The following is a 15938-nucleotide window of genomic DNA, read 5'->3' as shown; positions in this document are numbered from 1 at the left end:
GCCGCGAGTCTTGCACGCGGCCGACGGAATTCCTCGGATGCGCCGCCGTCTCACTCTCGGAGCCACCTTCCGGTCCACGGCTTGCGCACAGGTTGCGCACAGGGCGCTCACTGCCGCGACTCAGGGGCGGCGCATCCTCCCGCGGTACCGTCGTGGGACCGATCTGGAGGATCACCGTGGCAGACGACCAGACGCTGGGCCTCACGCTCGGCGGCGGTGCCGCATTCGGCGCAGCCCACATCGGCGTCCTGCAGGTGCTCGCGGAACGCGGCATCCAGCCGGGCATCGTCGCCGGCACGAGCTCCGGCGCGATGATCGCCGCCGCCTACGCCGCGGGCTTCGAGCCCGATGACATCGAACGCGTCGCCCGCTCGTTCCGGTGGCGCGCCATCGCCCGGTGGTCGTTCTCCCCGCGCTTCGGGTTGCTCGACGCGCGTGCGATGGACGACGCGGTGGTCGCGGCGATGGGCTTCGATCCGCTCATCGAGGACCTCCCCCGCAGGTTCGGCGCCGTCGCCACCGACCTGCGGACCCGTCGGGCGGTCACGGTCGACCGCGGCCCGGTGAGCGTGGCGCTCCGGGCGTCGATCGCCGTGCCCGGACTCCTTCCGCCGGTGCGCCGCGGGGGTGCGCTGCTGGCGGACGGCGGGATGATCGACAACGTCCCCGTCGCGGCCACGCGGGCACTCGGCGCATCGCGCGTGATCGTGGTCCGGCTGCATGCGAAATGGGAGAACGTGCGCATGATGCGCACCGTCACCCGCACCACGGAGCTCGCGAACGACCCGTCGGTCGTCCTCATCCAGCCGGAGATGGAGGGGATGGCGCAGTGGACGATGTCCGATGCGGCCCGGCTCATCGCGGAGGGCCGCCGGGCGGCGACGGCCGCGCTGGACGCGGCCGAGCGTCGCGAGGACCCCTCGGAGCGGCTCGCCTGAGGGCTCGCGCCCGCGCGGACCGGCTGCCCCGATCCGCTCGGCCTTTGCCGCCCCGAGACGGAGTTGTCAAGTCCCTACTGCCGCCGCTCGGTCTCACGCAGGATGATCTCACCCGGCGGATCCATCCCCGCCGAGAGGAGGGGCGGAGCGGTCAGGGCGAGACCGCGGCCGCCCCTCCGCCCCATCGCAAGGAGGCGAGGATGCCGCAGATCATGAGCAGTTCCGTCGATCTCGTCGCACTCAGCGAGACGACCTGGCGCGTGTGCGACGCGAGGTTCGATGAGGGAGATCCACGACGCATCCTCGGGTACCTCAGCTGGCATGAGCCGGTCTACGAGATGATGTGGATGCGCCCACGGCCCGGGGTCGTCCGCAACTACCCCTCGATCGAGCGAGCGGTCCAGGCGATCGACTCGACCCTGCCGTAAGGGGCGGCCTCCCCGAGATCGGCGGCGCCGTTCCCGCCGCGCGTGGCAGAAACCCGCGCGCGACGCAACCCCTTGGCCGCGGCGCGCGCCCGGGCCTTGAATGGCGACATCGCCAGAAAGGTGGGAGCACCATGGATACCAGCATCTGGATCTGGATCGTCGTCGCGATCGTCGTCGTCGCCATCATCGTCGTCATCGCCGTGATGGCCACGTCACGGCGCCGCAAGGAGGCCAAGGTCGAGGCGGAGCGCAAGCACGCCGCCGAGCTCCGCGAGAAGGCCGAGCGCACCGAGCGCGATGCCCGTGAGCAGGCCGCGGCGGCCTCGCAGGCCGAGGCGGATCGACTCGCTGCGGCGTCGAGCGCCGCACAGGCCGAGGCCCAGGCCGAGCGGGCCCGTCTGGAGGCCGATCGCCTCGCCCGCGAGGGGAACGAGCGCTCCGAGCGCGCCGCCGGCCTGCAGGAGGAGGCGGCTCGCCACGCGCGCGAGGCGGCTGACGCGGATCCCGACGGGACCACGGACCGTGATCTCGGCGCCCGGCGGGATTCCGGTTCCGCAGGGTCGACGACGGGCGGTACCGGCGCGCACGTCTCCGATGGCTCCAGGAACGGCGGGGGCGACGAGGCCCGCACCGACATCGATGACGCGCGGACGACCGCCCCCAGGCGAACGGACGGCACCGGCGTCTAGCAGCCGAGGCCTCGACCGCTACACGTTGAAGCGGAACTCCACGACGTCGCCGTCCTGCATGACGTAGTCCTTGCCCTCCATGCGGGCCTTGCCCTTCGCGCGCGCCTCGGCGACCGAACCGGTCTCGACGAGGTCGGCGAAGGAGATGACCTCGGCCTTGATGAAGCCCCGCTCGAAGTCGGTGTGGATCACGCCGGCCGCCTGCGGAGCCTTGTCGCCCTTGTGGATCGTCCACGCGCGCGACTCCTTGGGGCCGGCCGTGAGGTAGGTCTGCAGTCCGAGCGTGTCGAAGCCGATGCGGGCGAGCTGGTCGAGCCCCGACTCCTCCTGGCCGGTCGAGGCCAGCAGCTCCGCGGCATCCGCGGGGTCGAGGTCGATGAGCTCCGACTCGATCTTCGCGTCGAGGAAGACGGCTTCTGCGGGCGCGACGAGCGCGGCGAGCTCGGCCTTCCGCGCGTCATCCGTCAGCACGGTCTCGTCGACGTTGAACACGTAGATGAAGGGCTTCGCGGTGAGCAGGCCGAGTTCCTTGACCGGCTCCAGGTCGACGGATGCCGCAGACAGCGGCGTGCCCCGCTGCAGCACGTCCTGCGCGGCCTTCGCGGCCTCGAGCACCGAAGGGTCGAGCTTCTTGCCCTTGATCTCCTTCTCGAAGCGCGGGATCGCGCGCTCGAGGGTCTCGAGGTCGGCGAGGATCAGCTCGGTGTTGATGGTCTCCATGTCGGACTTCGGGTCGACGGCGCCCTCGACGTGCACGACGTCGGCGTCCTCGAACCCGCGCACGACCTGCGCGATCGCGTCGGCCTCGCGGATGTTGGCGAGGAACTTGTTGCCGAGGCCCTCGCCCTCGGACGCCCCGCGCACGATGCCGGCGATGTCGACGAACGACACGGCGGCGGGCAGGATGCGCTCGGAGCCGAAGATGCCGGCGAGCACCTCGAGCCGTGGGTCTGGCAGGTTCACGACGCCCACGTTGGGCTCGATCGTCGCGAACGGGTAGTTCGCCGCGAGCACCTGGTTCTTGGTGAGGGCGTTGAAGAGGGTGGACTTGCCGACGTTGGGCAGGCCGACGATGCCGATAGTGAGAGCCACGGGGGTCTATCGTACCGGTGCGTCGGCCGGCGGCCTCATCGAGCGGATGCCGCGTGCTGCCGCTCCCCCATCCGCGCCGCCGTCAGGTCGGGCGATGCGGCGCCGCGGCGAGCCCCTCGAGCTCGGTGAGGAGCGTGCCGGAGTCGATCTCCGCACGGATGCGCGTGCCGAGCGCGGCCGCCGCCTCGCGGTAGGACGGCTCGACGAGCAGGTCGAACACCGCCGTCGCGATCGCGGCGGCATCCGACCGCACCGAGATCACCCTGCCGGCGCCGTGCCGTGCGACCCTGGCCGCATTCTCGGGCTGATCGCGGCCGAGCGGGATGGCGAGCACCGGCACCCCCGCGGCGAGCGCCTTGATGAGCGTGCCGTGCCCCGCGTGGGTGACGACGAGGGCCGCCCGTGGGATCAGCTCGCCATGGGCGGCGGAGCGCACCACCGCGACGTTCCTCGCGCCGGGGATCGCGGCGGGATCGACCGCGGGGCCCGTGGTGATCACGGCGCGCACCGGGAGCGACGCGAGCGCACGGGAGATCCGCGTGAGCAGGTCCGCCTGGCGCATGTACGAGCTCGAGAGGCCGACGACGACGAGCGGCGCGTCGCCGGGCGGCAACTCCAGCGCCCCCTCGACGGGGATGTCCTCGAGCACCGGGCCGACGTGCCGCACGTTCGGCGCATCGGGCGGCGGGTCATCGAACGCGGAGCCGGTGAGCACGAGCACGCGGTCGGCGTGGTCCCACTGCTCCCACAGGTGGCGGAGCGGCCCGAGACCCAACTCGGAACGGGCGGCGTCGACCGGCCCCGTGCCGACATCGGACATCCTCGTCATGAGCGCGTAGGCCGCGCGGTCGCGCGCGCGGCCGAGCGCGTCGTGCGCCGGCGCGAGCCCGAGTCCGATCGGCGGGCGCACGCGGGAGGGCACGAGGTAGACGCTGCCGACGAGCACCGCGGTCGGGATGCCGCGGGCCTCCGCCCCGATGAGTGCGCCGAGGAGCATGCCGTCGGCCAGCACCGCATCGAACGGGGCTGACTCGGCCCCGGCGGACGCCTCATCGAGCGTGGCGACGACGTCGGCCGCGTACCTCGCGGCCGGGCCGACCATGAGCCGCTCGCGGACCCGGTTCAGCGCCCCGAACTGCGTGCGGCACTCCCAGTCCTTGAAGAGGTCGTCCTCGAGCGCCGTCGACCGGCGCTGCGGGGCGGTCGGCCAGGTGCGGTGCGATGCCCCGGTCGCGGCGATCGCCTCGGCGAGCGTCGGGTCGCCGAGGACGACGACCTCGTGCCCTCGCCCGACGAGCAGGCGCGCGATCCCGAGGTTCGGCGGGGTCGCTCCCCCGCCGTCCCAGACGGCGAGCAGATACTTCATGCCTGAAGGTTCCTCCTCCGCTCGCCGGCGGTCAACCGGCCGCCTCGCGCTTCGACGCCGGCAGGTCATCCCGCCGTCGGTTCCCGTTCACCCGCCGCCGGTACTCCTGATGAGGCCCGATCCTCGGGGCCGCCCCCTACGCACGGAGGTTCCATGATCCGCCCGCTTCCCACCCGCCGCCGGCCGAGCGCCGCCCGCAGCGTCCGCATCGCCCTCGCGGCCGGCACGCTCGGCGCCCTCGCCGCCGTCGCGCTCGCCGGCCCGGCTGTCGCCGCCGAGACATCCGACGCCCCGGTCGCCGATGGGTTCTACAGCAGCAAGCAGCCCTACGTCGCACCCGGAACCGCCGACCTGGAGGCGTACTCGCCCGCGCCCGCCGGGTACGCGACGATCGCGACCGAGTCCGTGGCCCGGCACGGATCGCGCGGCCTCTCGAGCTACAAGTACGACGCGCTGCTGCACCGCCTGGCGGAGACCGCACTGGCCGAGGGCGGGTTCCTGACGCCCGAGATCGGCGCGACCTTCGTCTCGAACCTCGATGCGATCACGGCCGCGAACGTCGAGAACGGCTACGGCATGCTCACGGGTCAGGGGGCGACGCAGCATCGGGGCATCGGCGCACGTGCCTACGAGCGCAACGCCGCGCTCTTCGCCGAGGCGTCGTCGGCCGGGGACCGGATCGTCGCCGAGACCTCGGGCGAGGCGCGCGCCACCGAGTCGGGCGAGAGCTTCCTGCAGGGGTTCGCAGATGCCGCGGCCGCCGCCGGCGGCGCCGTGCCCGCCCTCGACCAGCCGCTCGTCGCGCACCCGGAGCGACTGTACTTCCACAAGGTCGAGAACCCCGACGGGACCGAGAAGGCGGAGGGTTCGCCCGAGCGCGCGATCGCCGAGGCGTACGACGCCTACCTGGAGGAGCAGACCGGCGACGGCGGCACGATCGCGGCGGCGACGGACTTCATCGAGGACCGGCCGCGTTCGCTCGAGGTCGCCGATGAGCTCCTCTCCGGCATCTTCACGTCCGAGTTCATCGCGCAGATCGGCGCCGACGAGGCGCACACGTGGTTCAACACGGCCGACGGCACCGAGACGGGGGCCGTGACCTGCGCGCCGGGTGCCGACCCCGCCGTCGACCCCGACGCGTGCGGCGATCCCGAGAAGTCGATCGAGAGCCCCGTCGACGCGGCCATGACGCTCTACAACCTGTACATCATCGCCGTCGACATGCAGGAGGAGAACGTCGCGCCGCACGCCTTCGACTTCGGCGCGTACTTCGTCGGCCACGAGGCCGACGCCGAGTGGTTCGCATACCTCCTCGACACGGAGGACTTCTACGAGAAGGGCCCGAGCCTCGCCGGCCACGACGAGACGTACCGCATCGCCCAGCCGCTGCTCGACGACTTCTTCGCCACGATCGACGAGCGTGCCGGCGGCGGCGACGTCGCGGCGACCTTCCGGTTCGCGCACGCCGAGACGATCGTGCCGTTCGCGGCCCTGCTGCGCCTGCCCGGGTCGACCGTGGCCGCGCCCGACGTCGCCGCCCCCGCGAGCGAGGCCGACGTGTACGACTACGCGAGCAACCCGTGGCGCGGCTCGCAGGTGACGCCGATGGCCGCGAACGTGCAGTGGGACGTCGTCGGCCGCGAGGGCGTCGACCCCGCGACGGGCGCCGCGTACACGCCGCTCGTCCGCATGCTCTTCAACGAACGCGAGATCGCCTTCGCCGAGGGCTGCCAGCCCGTCGCCGAGGGCTCGGCCTGGGTCAAGGCCACCGAGCTGAAGCGCTGCCTCGCGGATGTCGCGACGACCGAGAGCCCGCTCATCGCCGTCGAGACGGCCACCGACGCGGTCCCCGCCGCGACCGACGCCGAAGGCCCGCAGCTCGCCGAGACGGGCGTGGAGGCCGGAGCGGCCACGGCGGCCCTGCTGCTCCTCACGGGCGGCGTCACGGCCTCCCTCCTGGCCCGCCGGTCGCGGCGCACCCTGCGCGGCTGACGCGTGCGACCCGCTTCCGCGCGCGGCTCAGTCCTCGAGCCGCGCGCGGAAGCAGCGCGTGACGTACGGCACCTCCAGCTCCACGGCGCCCGCGACATCCGGATGCGTGTGCAGCAGGGTCTGCAGAGCGGCGAGCGTGGCCTCCTGCTCGGCCGGCGACGCGGTGATGAAGTACGAACGCGAGCGCACGAGCTCGAGGAACCGGTCGCGCGACATGCGCTCGGTCCATTCGACGGTGTGCTCCTCGACCTCGCCGAACGGCGCGCCGATGTTCACGTAGGCCTCGAACGTGGCGCTCGCGTCGTGCCGCTCGTGCATGAGCTCGCCGGCCTCGCGGAGCCAGTCGGCCCGGAGGTCCCGGCTGTTCCACACGAGCCCGAGGATCCCTCCGGGGCGCAGCACTCGCGCGATCTCGGGGAGGGCGCGATGCGGCTCGAACCAGTGCCACGCCTGGCCGGCCACGACCGCGTCGAACGTCTCGTCCTCGAGGGGGATCTCCTCGGCCGTGCCGAGGATGCGCGGCACGGCGGGCACGGTGAGCTCGAGCTCATCGAGCATCTCCTCGACCGGGTCGACGGCGATGACGTCGAGGTCGAGGGCCACGAGCGCCTCGGTGAGCTTGCCGGTGCCTGCGCCGAGGTCGAGCACGTCGACCGCGTCGCCGACGAGCCAGGCGACGGCCTCGGCCGGGTACCCGGGCCTGGCCCGGTGATAGGCGGATGCCGCCGCGCCGAACGACCTCGCCGCCGCGACGGTCTCGGGCGCGGACGGATCCCCGAGGGGCGGGACGGCTCCGGTCGTCTCGGTCATGGCGCCCATTCCACGCCTGCGGCGGGGCATCCGTCAACCGTCTGCGGTGCATGGCACGATGCTCACGTGCCAGTGGACTTCACCGCGATCGACTTCGAGACCGCCAACCCGTCGAGTGCCTCGGCCTGTTCGATCGGACTGGTGAAGGTGCGCGACGGCGTGGTCGTCGACCGCCTGCACCGGTACATCCGCCCGCCGTTCCCCCACGACGAGTTCTCCGAGTGGAACGTCCGGGTGCACGGCATCACACGCGGCATGGTGGCGGATGCCGCCGGCTGGGCCGAACTGCTCCCGGCGTTCCGCGAGTTCGCGGGCGACGACGTGCTCGTCGCACACAACGCGGGATTCGACATGCGCGTGATCGAGAAGACGAGCGAGGCCGTGGGCGTCGAGGTGCCGAACCACCGCTCGCTCTGCAGCCTGCAGGTCGCACGCCGCACCTACCACCTCGAGTCCTACCGCCTGCCCGTGGCGGCGATGGCGGCCGGGTTCAAGGACTTCTCGCACCACGACGCGCTCGCCGACGCCGAGGCGTGCGCGGCGATCGTCGTGCACGCCGCACGCCGGCACGAGGCCGACGACCTCGACCGCCTCGCGCACGTGACGCGGGTCGCGTTCGGCGCGGTCGGCCGCACGGCCGCGACGGCCCGGGCCGCCGCGCACGGCCCCATGGCGCTGCAGTAGCCGCTGTCGCTGCTGCTCGCTCGAGCCTCGCCGGGGAGCATCACCGGCGATGTCGGCGGCCCCTGCGACACTTGGCGACATGGAGATCCTGCTGCTCGTCATCGGCCTCGTCGTCGGCATCGCCCTCGGCGCGCTCGCCACGTGGTTCGTCGCATCCAAGCGCGCGAGCGAGGCGTCGGCCGACACGGTCGAGCTCGAAGATCCGGCCCTCGTCGAGGCGAGGCACCAGGCCGCCATCACGGCGATGCGGGCCGAGCAGGCCGCCGAGCAGGCGCGCATCCTCGCTCGTGAACAGCAGGTGCAGGCACAGCTGCAGGCCGAACTCGCGTCGGCGCAGGCCACGACCGTCGGGCTCCGGGAGCAGATCGAGTCGGCGCGCGTGCAGTACCGCGAGATCGTCGAGCGGCAACGGTCGGAGCAGCAGCAGCGCGAGGCCCGCGAGGCCGCCGACAGCAAGGTGCTCACGGCCCTCGCCCCGGTCAAGCAGACCATCACCGAGATGCAGGCCAAGGTCACCGAACTCGAGGCGCAGCGCCATCAGCAGCACGGCGAGCTCAGCCAGCAGCTGAAGATCGCCGCCGAGAACGAGGAGCGACTGCGATCGACGGCCGAGACCCTGGCCTCGGCACTGCGCTCCAACAGCACGCGCGGCGTCTGGGGCGAGACCCAGCTGAAGAGCGTGGTCGAGGCCGCGGGCCTGCTCGAGCGGGTCGACTTCGACACGCAGCACTCCATCACCACCGACTCGGGCGCCGGTCGGCCCGACATGGTCATCCACCTCCCCGGCGGCAAGAACATCGCGGTCGACGCGAAGGTGCCGTTCAACGCCTACCTCGAGGCCAGCCAGATCCCGCTCACGGCCACCGGTGCCGAGGCCGCCCGCCGCGAGGCGCTCATGAAGCAGCACGTCAAGGCCGTGCGCGACCACATCACCGCTCTCGGCGGCAAGACGTACTGGGCGGGCCTCGGAGCCTCCCCCGAGATGGTGATCGCGTTCATCCCGAGCGAGTCGCTCGTCTCGAGCGCGCTCGAGACCGACCCCGCCCTGCTCGACTACGCCTTCTCGAAGCGCGTGGCGCTCGCCTCCCCCGTGACGCTGTGGTCGGTGCTGAAGACGGTCGCGTTCAGCTGGCAGCAGGACGTTCTGACGAAGGAGGCCAAGACCCTCTTCGACCTCAGCCGCGAGCTCTACACGCGGCTCTCCGTCACGGCCGGGCAGATCGAGAAGCTCGGCCGCACCATCGAACGCACCGTCAAGGACTACAACGCCTTCGTCGGCTCGCTCGAGACGCGCGTCATGCCCACCGCCCGCAAGCTCAAGGCGCTCGACGAGACCAAGGTGCTCGCCCAGCTCGAGGGCATCGAGGAGAGCCCTCGGGAGCTGACGGCCTACGAGTTCACGACGGCTGCCGCCACGGTCGACGAGCCGCTCGCCATCGAGGCCGACGCCGAGCTCGAGATGCCGGCGGGCGCGGACTTCAGCGCCGACATCGACCCCGAGATCCGCTCGATCTGACCCGGGCCGGCGCCGCTCGCGTGGCTGGGGGGTCGGGCGTCGCCCTGGACGGCCGAGCTTGGCGGGACGGCCTCCTCACCGACCGATGAGACAGAGCTCAGCGGTCGACGAGACTGAGCTCACTGACCGATGAGACTGAGCACGTTGCCCGCGGGGTCGCGGAACCAGCAGATGTCCGGCCCCTGCCCCGTCTTGGAGCCCCAGGCGATGCCGCGCTCGTCGGTTCCGTACGAATGCGGGTCGGTGTAGATCTTCGTGACCACACCGGCGGCGTTCAGCTCATCGACGGCCTTCCCGATGTCGGCCACCTCGAAGTTGAGGATCGTGAACGACGCCGGCTCGTGATCGTCCTTCGGGTAGACGAAGATGCCCTGACCCGACGGCAGGGTGAGGTTCAGCCCGCCCATCGAGTCCGTGACCTCCAGCCCGATCGTCTCGCCGTAGAACGCGCGTGCCGCGTCGACATCGTTCACGCTGAAACCCGGGAACGCATCGCTGACCTGGACCATGGGGAACCCCTCTCCTCGGCGCCCACCTTTCCACACCCGGGTGACGTCGTCGAGGGGCGACGGGCTCAGGCGGGCCCGGACTCGGCGCTGCGCGCCGGCGGATGCGCCTCGTCGACGGGTGCCTCGAACCCGGCCGCCGCCTCGGCGCCGGTGACGATGCTCGGATCGGCGATCGCCGAATCCAGCGGATGGGCGAGCTCGTCCTTGCCGAGTCGCGCGATCGCGAGCGTCGCGAACGCGAGGAACGGCGGCACCAGGCCGGCGATGAGGAATGCCGGTGCGAGACCGATGGCCTCTCCGACCGGGCCGGCGACCGCCATCGAGACGGGCATGAGCGCGAGCGAGACGAAGAAGTCCAGGCTCGAGACCCGGCCGAGCATCGACGGCGGGACCCGGCGTTGCAGCAGGGTGCCCCACACGACCTGGGCGCCGTCGAACAGCACGCCCACGAGGAACAGGGCGATGACCATGACCCAGAGCTGGGACGTGTAGCCGATGATCGCGAGCGGCACGCATCCGACGCCCCACGCGAGGATCATGAGCGTCAGGTAGCGACGCGGCAGGCGGAACGAGGCCACCGACAGCGAGCCGACCGCGCCGCCCACGCCGAACGCGGCGAGCGCGAGGGCGAAGGCCCCGGCTCCGCCGCCGGTCTGGTCCTTCACCGCGAACGGCAGCAGCACCTCGATCGGCCCCATGATGAGGAACACGAGGATGATCGAGAAGACGAGGGTGGCCAGCAGCCACTTCGTCTGCACGAGGTAGGCGAACCCGTCGCGCAGGTCGAGCAGCGACTGCCGCACGGGGTGTCGCACGACCTCCTCGGGGTCGCGGCGCACGGGCGTGGAGCGCATCACGGCGAGCACCACGGCCGCCACGGCCTGCATCGCGGCGACGACCGCGAAGGCGAGCCAGGGCGCCTGCACCGCGATCAGCGCGCTCGCGAGGGCGGGACCCGCGGCCTGCATGACGGCCGGCCGCAGGACGCCCTCGATGCCGTTGGCGGCGAGCAGCTGCGAACCGGGCAGGATCGCCGGGAGCCACGCCGAGTACGCCGGGTAGAAGAACCCGTCGGCGATGCCGAGCACGAACGAGATCACCGCGATGTGCCAGACCTCGATGACGCCCGTCGCCGCGAGCACCGCCGCGACCGCGAAGGCGCCGCCGCGGACGATCTCGACGACGATGAGGATGCTCCGCTGCGGGATGCTGTCGGCGGCCACGCCGCCGATCAGCACGGCGAGCACGAGCCCGAGGCTGGATCCCACGGCCACGAACGACAGGTCGATGGGGCTCCCGCCGAGTTCGACGACCTGCCAGGCGGCGGCCACGAGCCAGGCGCCGGCCGACAGCAGCGACGCCGCGAGGGCGAGCACGAGCAGCCGGTACTGGGCGGCGCCGAACGGGCGCAGGGCGCGCGGGAGGGTGCGGCGGTCGGTCACCCTCCCATTGTCGGGTGCACCACCGACGTCCGCGAGTGGCGGACGGTCACCGATCGGCGTCGTCCAGCCACTTCTCCACGAGGTGGTCGGCGACGATGCGTCGGATGGTGCCCGACTTGCCGCGAAGGACGATGGACTCCGTGCGGATGATCGGGCCCTTCTTGCGCACGCCCTCGAGCAGCTCGCCGTCGGTCACGCCCGTGGCGACGAAGAAGGTGTTGTCGCCGCGCACGAGGTCGTTCAGCTCGTAGACCCGGTCGCAGTCGAGCCCGGCGGCTTCGCCGCGTGCGCGCTCGGCGTCGTCCTTAGGGGCCAGGACGCCCTGCATGAAGCCGCCGAGCGCCTTGATCGCACAGGCGGTGGTGATGCCCTCTGGGCTGCCGCCGATGCCCACGCACATGTCGATGCGCGACTCGTACCGCGCGGCGTTGATGCCGCCGGCGACGTCGCCGTCGCTCATCAGGCGGGTTCCCGCGCCGGCCTCGCGGATGTCGGCGATGAGCTGCTCATGGCGTTCGCGGTTCAGCACGGCGACGCGGAGCTCGGAGACGTCCTTGCCCTTGGCCTTCGCCAGCGCGCGCAGGTTCTCCCCGATCGGCCTGCGGATGTCGACGACGCCGATGCCCGTGGCATCCGTCACGATCTTGTCCATGTAGAAGACCGTGGACGCATCGAGCATCGTGCCGCGGTCGGCGACCGCGATGACCGACAGCGCGTTGTGGCGGCCGGCGGCCGTGAGCGAGGTGCCGTCGATCGGGTCCACGGCGATGTCGCAGGCGGGCCCGCGACCGGTGCCGACGCGCTCGCCGTTGAAGAGCATCGGGGCGGCGTCCTTCTCGCCCTCGCCGATGACGACGACGCCCTCGAAGTCCACGGTGCCGAGGAAGGCGCGCATCGCGTCGACGGCGGCGCCGTCGGCCCCGAGCTTGTCGCCCTTGCCGATCCAGGGGTACGAGCGGATCGCCGCGGCCTCGGTCGCCCGGACGAGCTCGATGGCGATGTTGCGGTCGGGGTGCAGGTACAGGCTGTCGGCGTCGGTGCTGCTCATCATGCTCGAGTGATCCTCCGTGCATCGGTGCGACGTGGCCGGCGCGGCCCCGGTCGGGCCGTCGGCTCAGTCCGCGCTCTCCCCAAGCCTAGGCAGGCGGCTTGCGTCACCGGCGAATTCGCAGGCGTGATGCACGGAAAGAACTCGGATTCTTAACCGGCTGTCAAGCCTGCGCTCACCGGCTCCCAGCCGTCGAGGCGCTGGGCGGTGTCGACGATGACGAGCGGTGCGCCCGCCGGGCCCACGGCGCAGGGCGTCACCGGGGCGATCACCACGAGGGCGGGCGCCGCGCACAGTGCGTCGAGCCCCACGCCCTCCGGGCGAGAGAGTCCCTCGAGCCTCCCGGCACCGGATGCGCCGGGGGCCGCGAGGACGCCGTCGAGGCGCTCGCGTTCGGCATCGGACTGCGGCGAGAGGCGCGCGCGCATGACGCCGCCGTGCGCGCGGACGATGGCGGCCTCGAGCAGCCCCTCGGGAGCGCCGCCGATGCCGAGCAGCAGGTCGAGGTCGCCGGTCGCGCAGACGGCGTGCACGACGCGCTCGATGTCGCCGTGCTCGAACTCGTGCAGCTGCGCACCGGCGGCGAGCACGGCGTCGGCGACGGTGGCGTTGCGGGGCCGTCGCTGCACGGCGACCCGCAGGGTCGAGACGGGGCGGTCGTGCGCCGCGGCGAGCCGGGAGAGGTTGTCGGCGACGCTCGCGTCGAGCGCGAGCGCTTGCCCTGGCGCCTGCGCGCCGGCACCGTCGACGCCGGACGCCTCAGGCCCGGCGTGCACGAGCTTGTCGAGGTAGAACGCCGGCCCGAGGTCGGCGAACGCCCCGCGTGGCGCGACCGCCAGGATCGCCATCGCCCCCGGATAACCGCCCGCGGCGAGGCGCGTGCCGTCGACCGGGTCCACCACGAGGTCCAGCGACGGCCCACGGCCGGTGCCGAAGCGCTCTCCCGGGTGCAGCATCGGCGCCTCGTCCTTCTCGCCCTCACCCGAGACGACGCGGATGTCGGCGGGCACGCCCGCGAGGGCTCGCCGCAGCGCGTCGACCGCCGCGGCATCCACCGCGTCGCCGTCGCCGCAGCCGACGAGCGGGCGCGCCGCGCGCGCCGCCGCCAGAACGGCCTCGGTGAGGGCCCGCCGCAGCCCGGGATCCGCCGCCCACGGCGCGGCATCCGACCCGGTCTCGGGGCTCGGATCGGAGGGCACGGTCGCGGGAGAGTCAGGCACCCGCCCATCTTCGCGCAGCCGCGGCATCCGCTGCTCGCGCAACGCACGTGAGCACTCCTCGCGACCTCGGTAGACTTCCCCTTGAATCCTGTTGCCTTCCGAAGGAGCGCCATGCCCATCGCCACCCCCGAGCAGTACGCACAGATGCTCGACACCGCCAAGGCGAAGGCCTTCGCCTTCCCGGCGTTCAACGTCTCGTCGACGCAGACCCTCAACGCGGTGCTTCAGGGCCTCACCGAGGCCGGCTCCGACGGCATCATCCAGGTCACCACCGGCGGCGCCGACTACTTCGCCGGCCACACCGTCAAGGCCCGCGCCACCGGTGCGCTCGCCTTCGCCGCGGCCGCGCACGAGATCGCCAAGAGCTACCCCGTCACGGTGGCGCTGCACACCGACCACTGCCCGAAGCCCGCGCTCGAGGACTTCGTCTTCCCGCTGCTCGCGGCATCCGAGGAGGCCGTGAAGGCCGGCGGCAACCCGATCTTCCAGTCGCACATGTGGGACGGCTCGGCCGTGCCGCTCGACGAGAACCTCGAGATCGCGAAGCAGATCCTGCCCCGCATGAAGGCGATCAACGCGATCCTCGAGGTCGAGATCGGCGTCGTCGGCGGCGAAGAGGACGGCGTGGCGCACGAGGGCTCCAACGACGCGCTCTACACGACCCTCGACGACGCGATCTCCACGGTCGAGGCGCTCGGACTCGGCGAACAGGGCCGCTACATGGCCGCGCTCACCTTCGGCAACGTGCACGGCGTCTACGCGCCCGGCAATGTCAAGCTGCGCCCGTCGCTGCTCAAGGACATCCAGGACGGCCTGGCCGCCAAGTACGGCACCGGCCCGAAGCCGCTCGACCTCGTCTTCCACGGCGGCTCGGGCTCGACCGACGCCGAGATCGCCGAGGCGGTCGCGAACGGCGTCGTGAAGATGAACATCGACACCGACACGCAGTACGCGTACACGCGGGCCATCGCCGACTACATGTTCAAGAACTACGACGGCGTGCTGAAGGTCGACGGCGGAGTCGGCAACAAGAAGCAGTACGACCCCCGCGCCTGGGGCAAGATCGCCGAGACCGCGATGGCCGCTCGCGTCGTCGAGTCCACCCGTCAGCTCGGCTCCGCCGGCAACTCGATCACGGCGTAGGCACGATCCATGACGCATGACGAGGCCGCTCGCCCGACCGGAGCCGCGGGGCAGGATTCGCCCCCGCCGACTCCCCCGATCGACGAGCGGCCTCGTCCGCGTTACGGCGAGTACGCCCCCGAGGGCTGGACCTGGCAGCCGCCGGTCGCACCCGATGCGGTGCCGGATGCCGCAGCCGACGATGCCGGCACCCGCACGGCCGCGGGCGGTGCTCCCGACGCCGCGGCACCGTACACGACCGGCTCGACGGTCTCCCCCGTGGCGCCCGTCGCACGACCGACCGACCGGCTCTGGACCATCGCCCTGCTCGTCTTCGGCGCCTTCGGCGTCTTCTACAACGTCCTGACGCTCGTGCAGCTGCCCGCGACGGCCCTCGAGTCGGCGAAGCTCTCCTCGTCGATGCTCGGCGTCGAGGGACCGAGCTCGTTCACGCCCGGCCCCGCGGTGCCGACGCTCATCGCCATCGGGGTCGCGCTGCAGGTCGCCCTCTGGATCGGAGCCCTGCTCTGGGCACGTGCGCGCCTGCGGGCGGGCCGCCTGGCATGGTGGATCCCGATCCTCGCGGGCGTCGTCGCGTTCCTCGTCGTATCCATCGTCGGCCTGCTCGTCTTCGCGAGCGACCCCGACTTCATGGCCGCGCTGAGCGGCGCGGGCGCGGCCGCCGGAGGGTAGCGCCGAACCGGCCGTCGGACGCGCGCCGGCGGCATCCGCGGTTCGCGTGCTGCACGCGGGCCCCGCATGGCGACACGCGCGTCGGCCCTTGTCGCGCGTGGCGAACGCACGGGGTCGAACGTTGGCAGCACCGACGTGAGCGCCCAGCAGGCCCGATCCATCCGTCGATGTGCGCCCGACCCAAGCCGGTCAAGGGGCGGACATCGACGGATCGATGCGGTCGCGGTTCGGGCGCGGTGGCCTGCGCGGCCGAGCGTCTAGGTGTACTGACCTCGACCGTTGTTGATTCGGTCGATGGGGGTTTTGCCTCCGATGCCGAGGTGGGTTCTGTCTAGGTTGTAGTGGTCGAGCCAGGTTGGCAAGGCTGCTGCGCGTTCCGTGTTGGATGC

At 72.2% G+C, this 15938-nt stretch carries 15 protein-coding genes and 1 pseudogene; 8 read left to right on the top strand and 8 right to left on the bottom strand.

Annotated elements, in window-relative coordinates:
- Positions 1-176: 176 nt before the first annotated feature.
- From GQQ95_RS11900 to GQQ95_RS11890, 3 genes are all read left to right on the top strand, one after another.
- Positions 177-938 (top strand): patatin-like phospholipase family protein, encoded by a 762-nt coding sequence (locus GQQ95_RS11900; RefSeq protein ID WP_170297048.1) that lies wholly within the window; start codon positions 177-179, stop codon positions 936-938.
- Positions 939-1138: 200 nt separating this feature from the next.
- Positions 1139-1366 (top strand): hypothetical protein, encoded by a 228-nt coding sequence (locus tag GQQ95_RS11895; RefSeq protein ID WP_157427889.1) that lies wholly within the window; start codon positions 1139-1141, stop codon positions 1364-1366.
- A gap of 131 nt (positions 1367-1497) precedes the next feature.
- Positions 1498-2055 (top strand): hypothetical protein, encoded by a 558-nt coding sequence (locus GQQ95_RS11890; RefSeq protein ID WP_157427888.1) that lies wholly within the window; start codon positions 1498-1500, stop codon positions 2053-2055.
- Between the two features lie 18 nt (positions 2056-2073).
- Here GQQ95_RS11890 and ychF read toward each other — a convergent pair whose 3' ends face one another.
- Positions 2074-3147 carry a redox-regulated ATPase YchF gene (gene ychF / locus GQQ95_RS11885; protein ID WP_157427887.1) on the bottom strand — a complete coding sequence of 358 codons (1074 nt, stop codon included), beginning with the start codon at positions 3145-3147 and terminating at the stop codon, positions 2074-2076.
- Positions 3148-3229: 82 nt separating this feature from the next.
- Positions 3230-4513, bottom strand: coding sequence for a glycosyltransferase (locus GQQ95_RS11880; protein ID WP_157427886.1), 1284 nt, complete (start codon positions 4511-4513; stop codon positions 3230-3232).
- A 153-nt stretch (positions 4514-4666) separates the two neighbouring features.
- Between GQQ95_RS11880 and GQQ95_RS11875 the strand changes: the two genes are divergently transcribed.
- Complete coding sequence (locus GQQ95_RS11875; RefSeq protein ID WP_157427885.1) at positions 4667-6505, top strand: histidine-type phosphatase; 1839 nt, start codon at positions 4667-4669, stop codon at positions 6503-6505.
- A gap of 27 nt (positions 6506-6532) precedes the next feature.
- On the opposite strand, the gene GQQ95_RS11870 is transcribed toward GQQ95_RS11875, so the two are convergent.
- A complete protein-coding gene (locus GQQ95_RS11870; RefSeq protein WP_157427884.1) occupies positions 6533-7315 on the bottom strand; it encodes a class I SAM-dependent methyltransferase in 783 nt (260 codons plus the stop codon).
- A 66-nt stretch (positions 7316-7381) separates the two neighbouring features.
- Here GQQ95_RS11870 and GQQ95_RS11865 point away from each other — a divergent pair, with 66 nt between their 5' ends.
- Both GQQ95_RS11865 and GQQ95_RS11860 read left to right on the top strand, forming a co-directional pair.
- Entirely contained in the window at positions 7382-7999 is a 618-nt protein-coding gene (locus tag GQQ95_RS11865) for an exonuclease domain-containing protein (RefSeq protein ID WP_157427883.1), read from the top strand.
- 79 nt (positions 8000-8078) lie between these two features.
- Entirely contained in the window at positions 8079-9515 is a 1437-nt protein-coding gene (locus GQQ95_RS11860; protein ID WP_157427882.1) for a DNA recombination protein RmuC, read from the top strand.
- A 119-nt stretch (positions 9516-9634) separates the two neighbouring features.
- Here the strand turns inward: GQQ95_RS11860 and GQQ95_RS11855 are convergent, their stop codons facing one another.
- From GQQ95_RS11855 to GQQ95_RS11840, 4 genes are all read right to left on the bottom strand, one after another.
- The gene (locus GQQ95_RS11855) at positions 9635-10024 is read right to left on the bottom strand and encodes a VOC family protein (RefSeq protein ID WP_157427881.1); all 390 of its coding nucleotides are present in this window, start codon (positions 10022-10024) and stop codon (positions 9635-9637) included.
- Positions 10025-10089: 65 nt separating this feature from the next.
- Positions 10090-11466: an MFS transporter gene (locus GQQ95_RS11850; RefSeq protein WP_212275409.1), complete on the bottom strand. Its 1377-nt coding sequence runs from the start codon at positions 11464-11466 to the stop codon at positions 10090-10092.
- A gap of 46 nt (positions 11467-11512) precedes the next feature.
- Positions 11513-12514: a class II fructose-bisphosphatase gene (gene glpX / locus GQQ95_RS11845; protein ID WP_157427921.1), complete on the bottom strand. Its 1002-nt coding sequence runs from the start codon at positions 12512-12514 to the stop codon at positions 11513-11515.
- A gap of 152 nt (positions 12515-12666) precedes the next feature.
- Positions 12667-13734: a fructose-bisphosphatase class II gene (locus tag GQQ95_RS11840; RefSeq protein WP_170297047.1), complete on the bottom strand. Its 1068-nt coding sequence runs from the start codon at positions 13732-13734 to the stop codon at positions 12667-12669.
- Positions 13735-13845: 111 nt separating this feature from the next.
- Here GQQ95_RS11840 and fbaA point away from each other — a divergent pair, with 111 nt between their 5' ends.
- Positions 13846-14877, top strand: a complete 1032-nt coding sequence (gene fbaA / locus GQQ95_RS11835; protein WP_157427879.1) for a class II fructose-bisphosphate aldolase — start codon at positions 13846-13848, stop codon at positions 14875-14877.
- A gap of 9 nt (positions 14878-14886) precedes the next feature.
- Complete coding sequence (locus GQQ95_RS11830; protein WP_157427878.1) at positions 14887-15549, top strand: DUF6264 family protein; 663 nt, start codon at positions 14887-14889, stop codon at positions 15547-15549.
- A gap of 257 nt (positions 15550-15806) precedes the next feature.
- Here the strand turns inward: GQQ95_RS11830 and GQQ95_RS19670 are convergent.
- Positions 15807-15938 (bottom strand): annotated as a pseudogene (locus GQQ95_RS19670) (IS481 family transposase); the annotation flags it as partial.

It is taken from the genome of Agromyces salentinus, assembly GCF_009749395.1.
Lineage (GTDB): Bacteria > Actinomycetota > Actinomycetes > Actinomycetales > Microbacteriaceae > Agromyces > Agromyces salentinus.
Note: the sequence above shows the minus strand (reverse complement) of the source record. Positions and strands in the feature narration are given on the sequence as shown.

Bases quoted from the DNA above. Each gene is read 5' to 3' on its own strand.
- GQQ95_RS11830 (WP_157427878.1), top strand. From the start codon at position 14,887: ATGACGCATGACGAGGCCGCTCGCCCGACCGGAGCCGCGGGGCAGGAT.
- GQQ95_RS11860 (WP_157427882.1), top strand. From the start codon at position 8,079: ATGGAGATCCTGCTGCTCGTCATCGGCCTCGTCGTCGGCATCGCCCTC.
- glpX (WP_157427921.1), bottom strand. From the start codon at position 12,514: ATGAGCAGCACCGACGCCGACAGCCTGTACCTGCACCCCGACCGCAAC.
- GQQ95_RS11890 (WP_157427888.1), top strand. From the start codon at position 1,498: ATGGATACCAGCATCTGGATCTGGATCGTCGTCGCGATCGTCGTCGTC.
- GQQ95_RS11895 (WP_157427889.1), top strand. From the start codon at position 1,139: ATGCCGCAGATCATGAGCAGTTCCGTCGATCTCGTCGCACTCAGCGAG.
- GQQ95_RS11855 (WP_157427881.1), bottom strand. From the start codon at position 10,024: ATGGTCCAGGTCAGCGATGCGTTCCCGGGTTTCAGCGTGAACGATGTC.
- fbaA (WP_157427879.1), top strand. From the start codon at position 13,846: ATGCCCATCGCCACCCCCGAGCAGTACGCACAGATGCTCGACACCGCC.
- GQQ95_RS11870 (WP_157427884.1), bottom strand. From the start codon at position 7,315: ATGACCGAGACGACCGGAGCCGTCCCGCCCCTCGGGGATCCGTCCGCG.
- GQQ95_RS11875 (WP_157427885.1), top strand. From the start codon at position 4,667: ATGATCCGCCCGCTTCCCACCCGCCGCCGGCCGAGCGCCGCCCGCAGC.
- GQQ95_RS11880 (WP_157427886.1), bottom strand. From the start codon at position 4,513: ATGAAGTATCTGCTCGCCGTCTGGGACGGCGGGGGAGCGACCCCGCCG.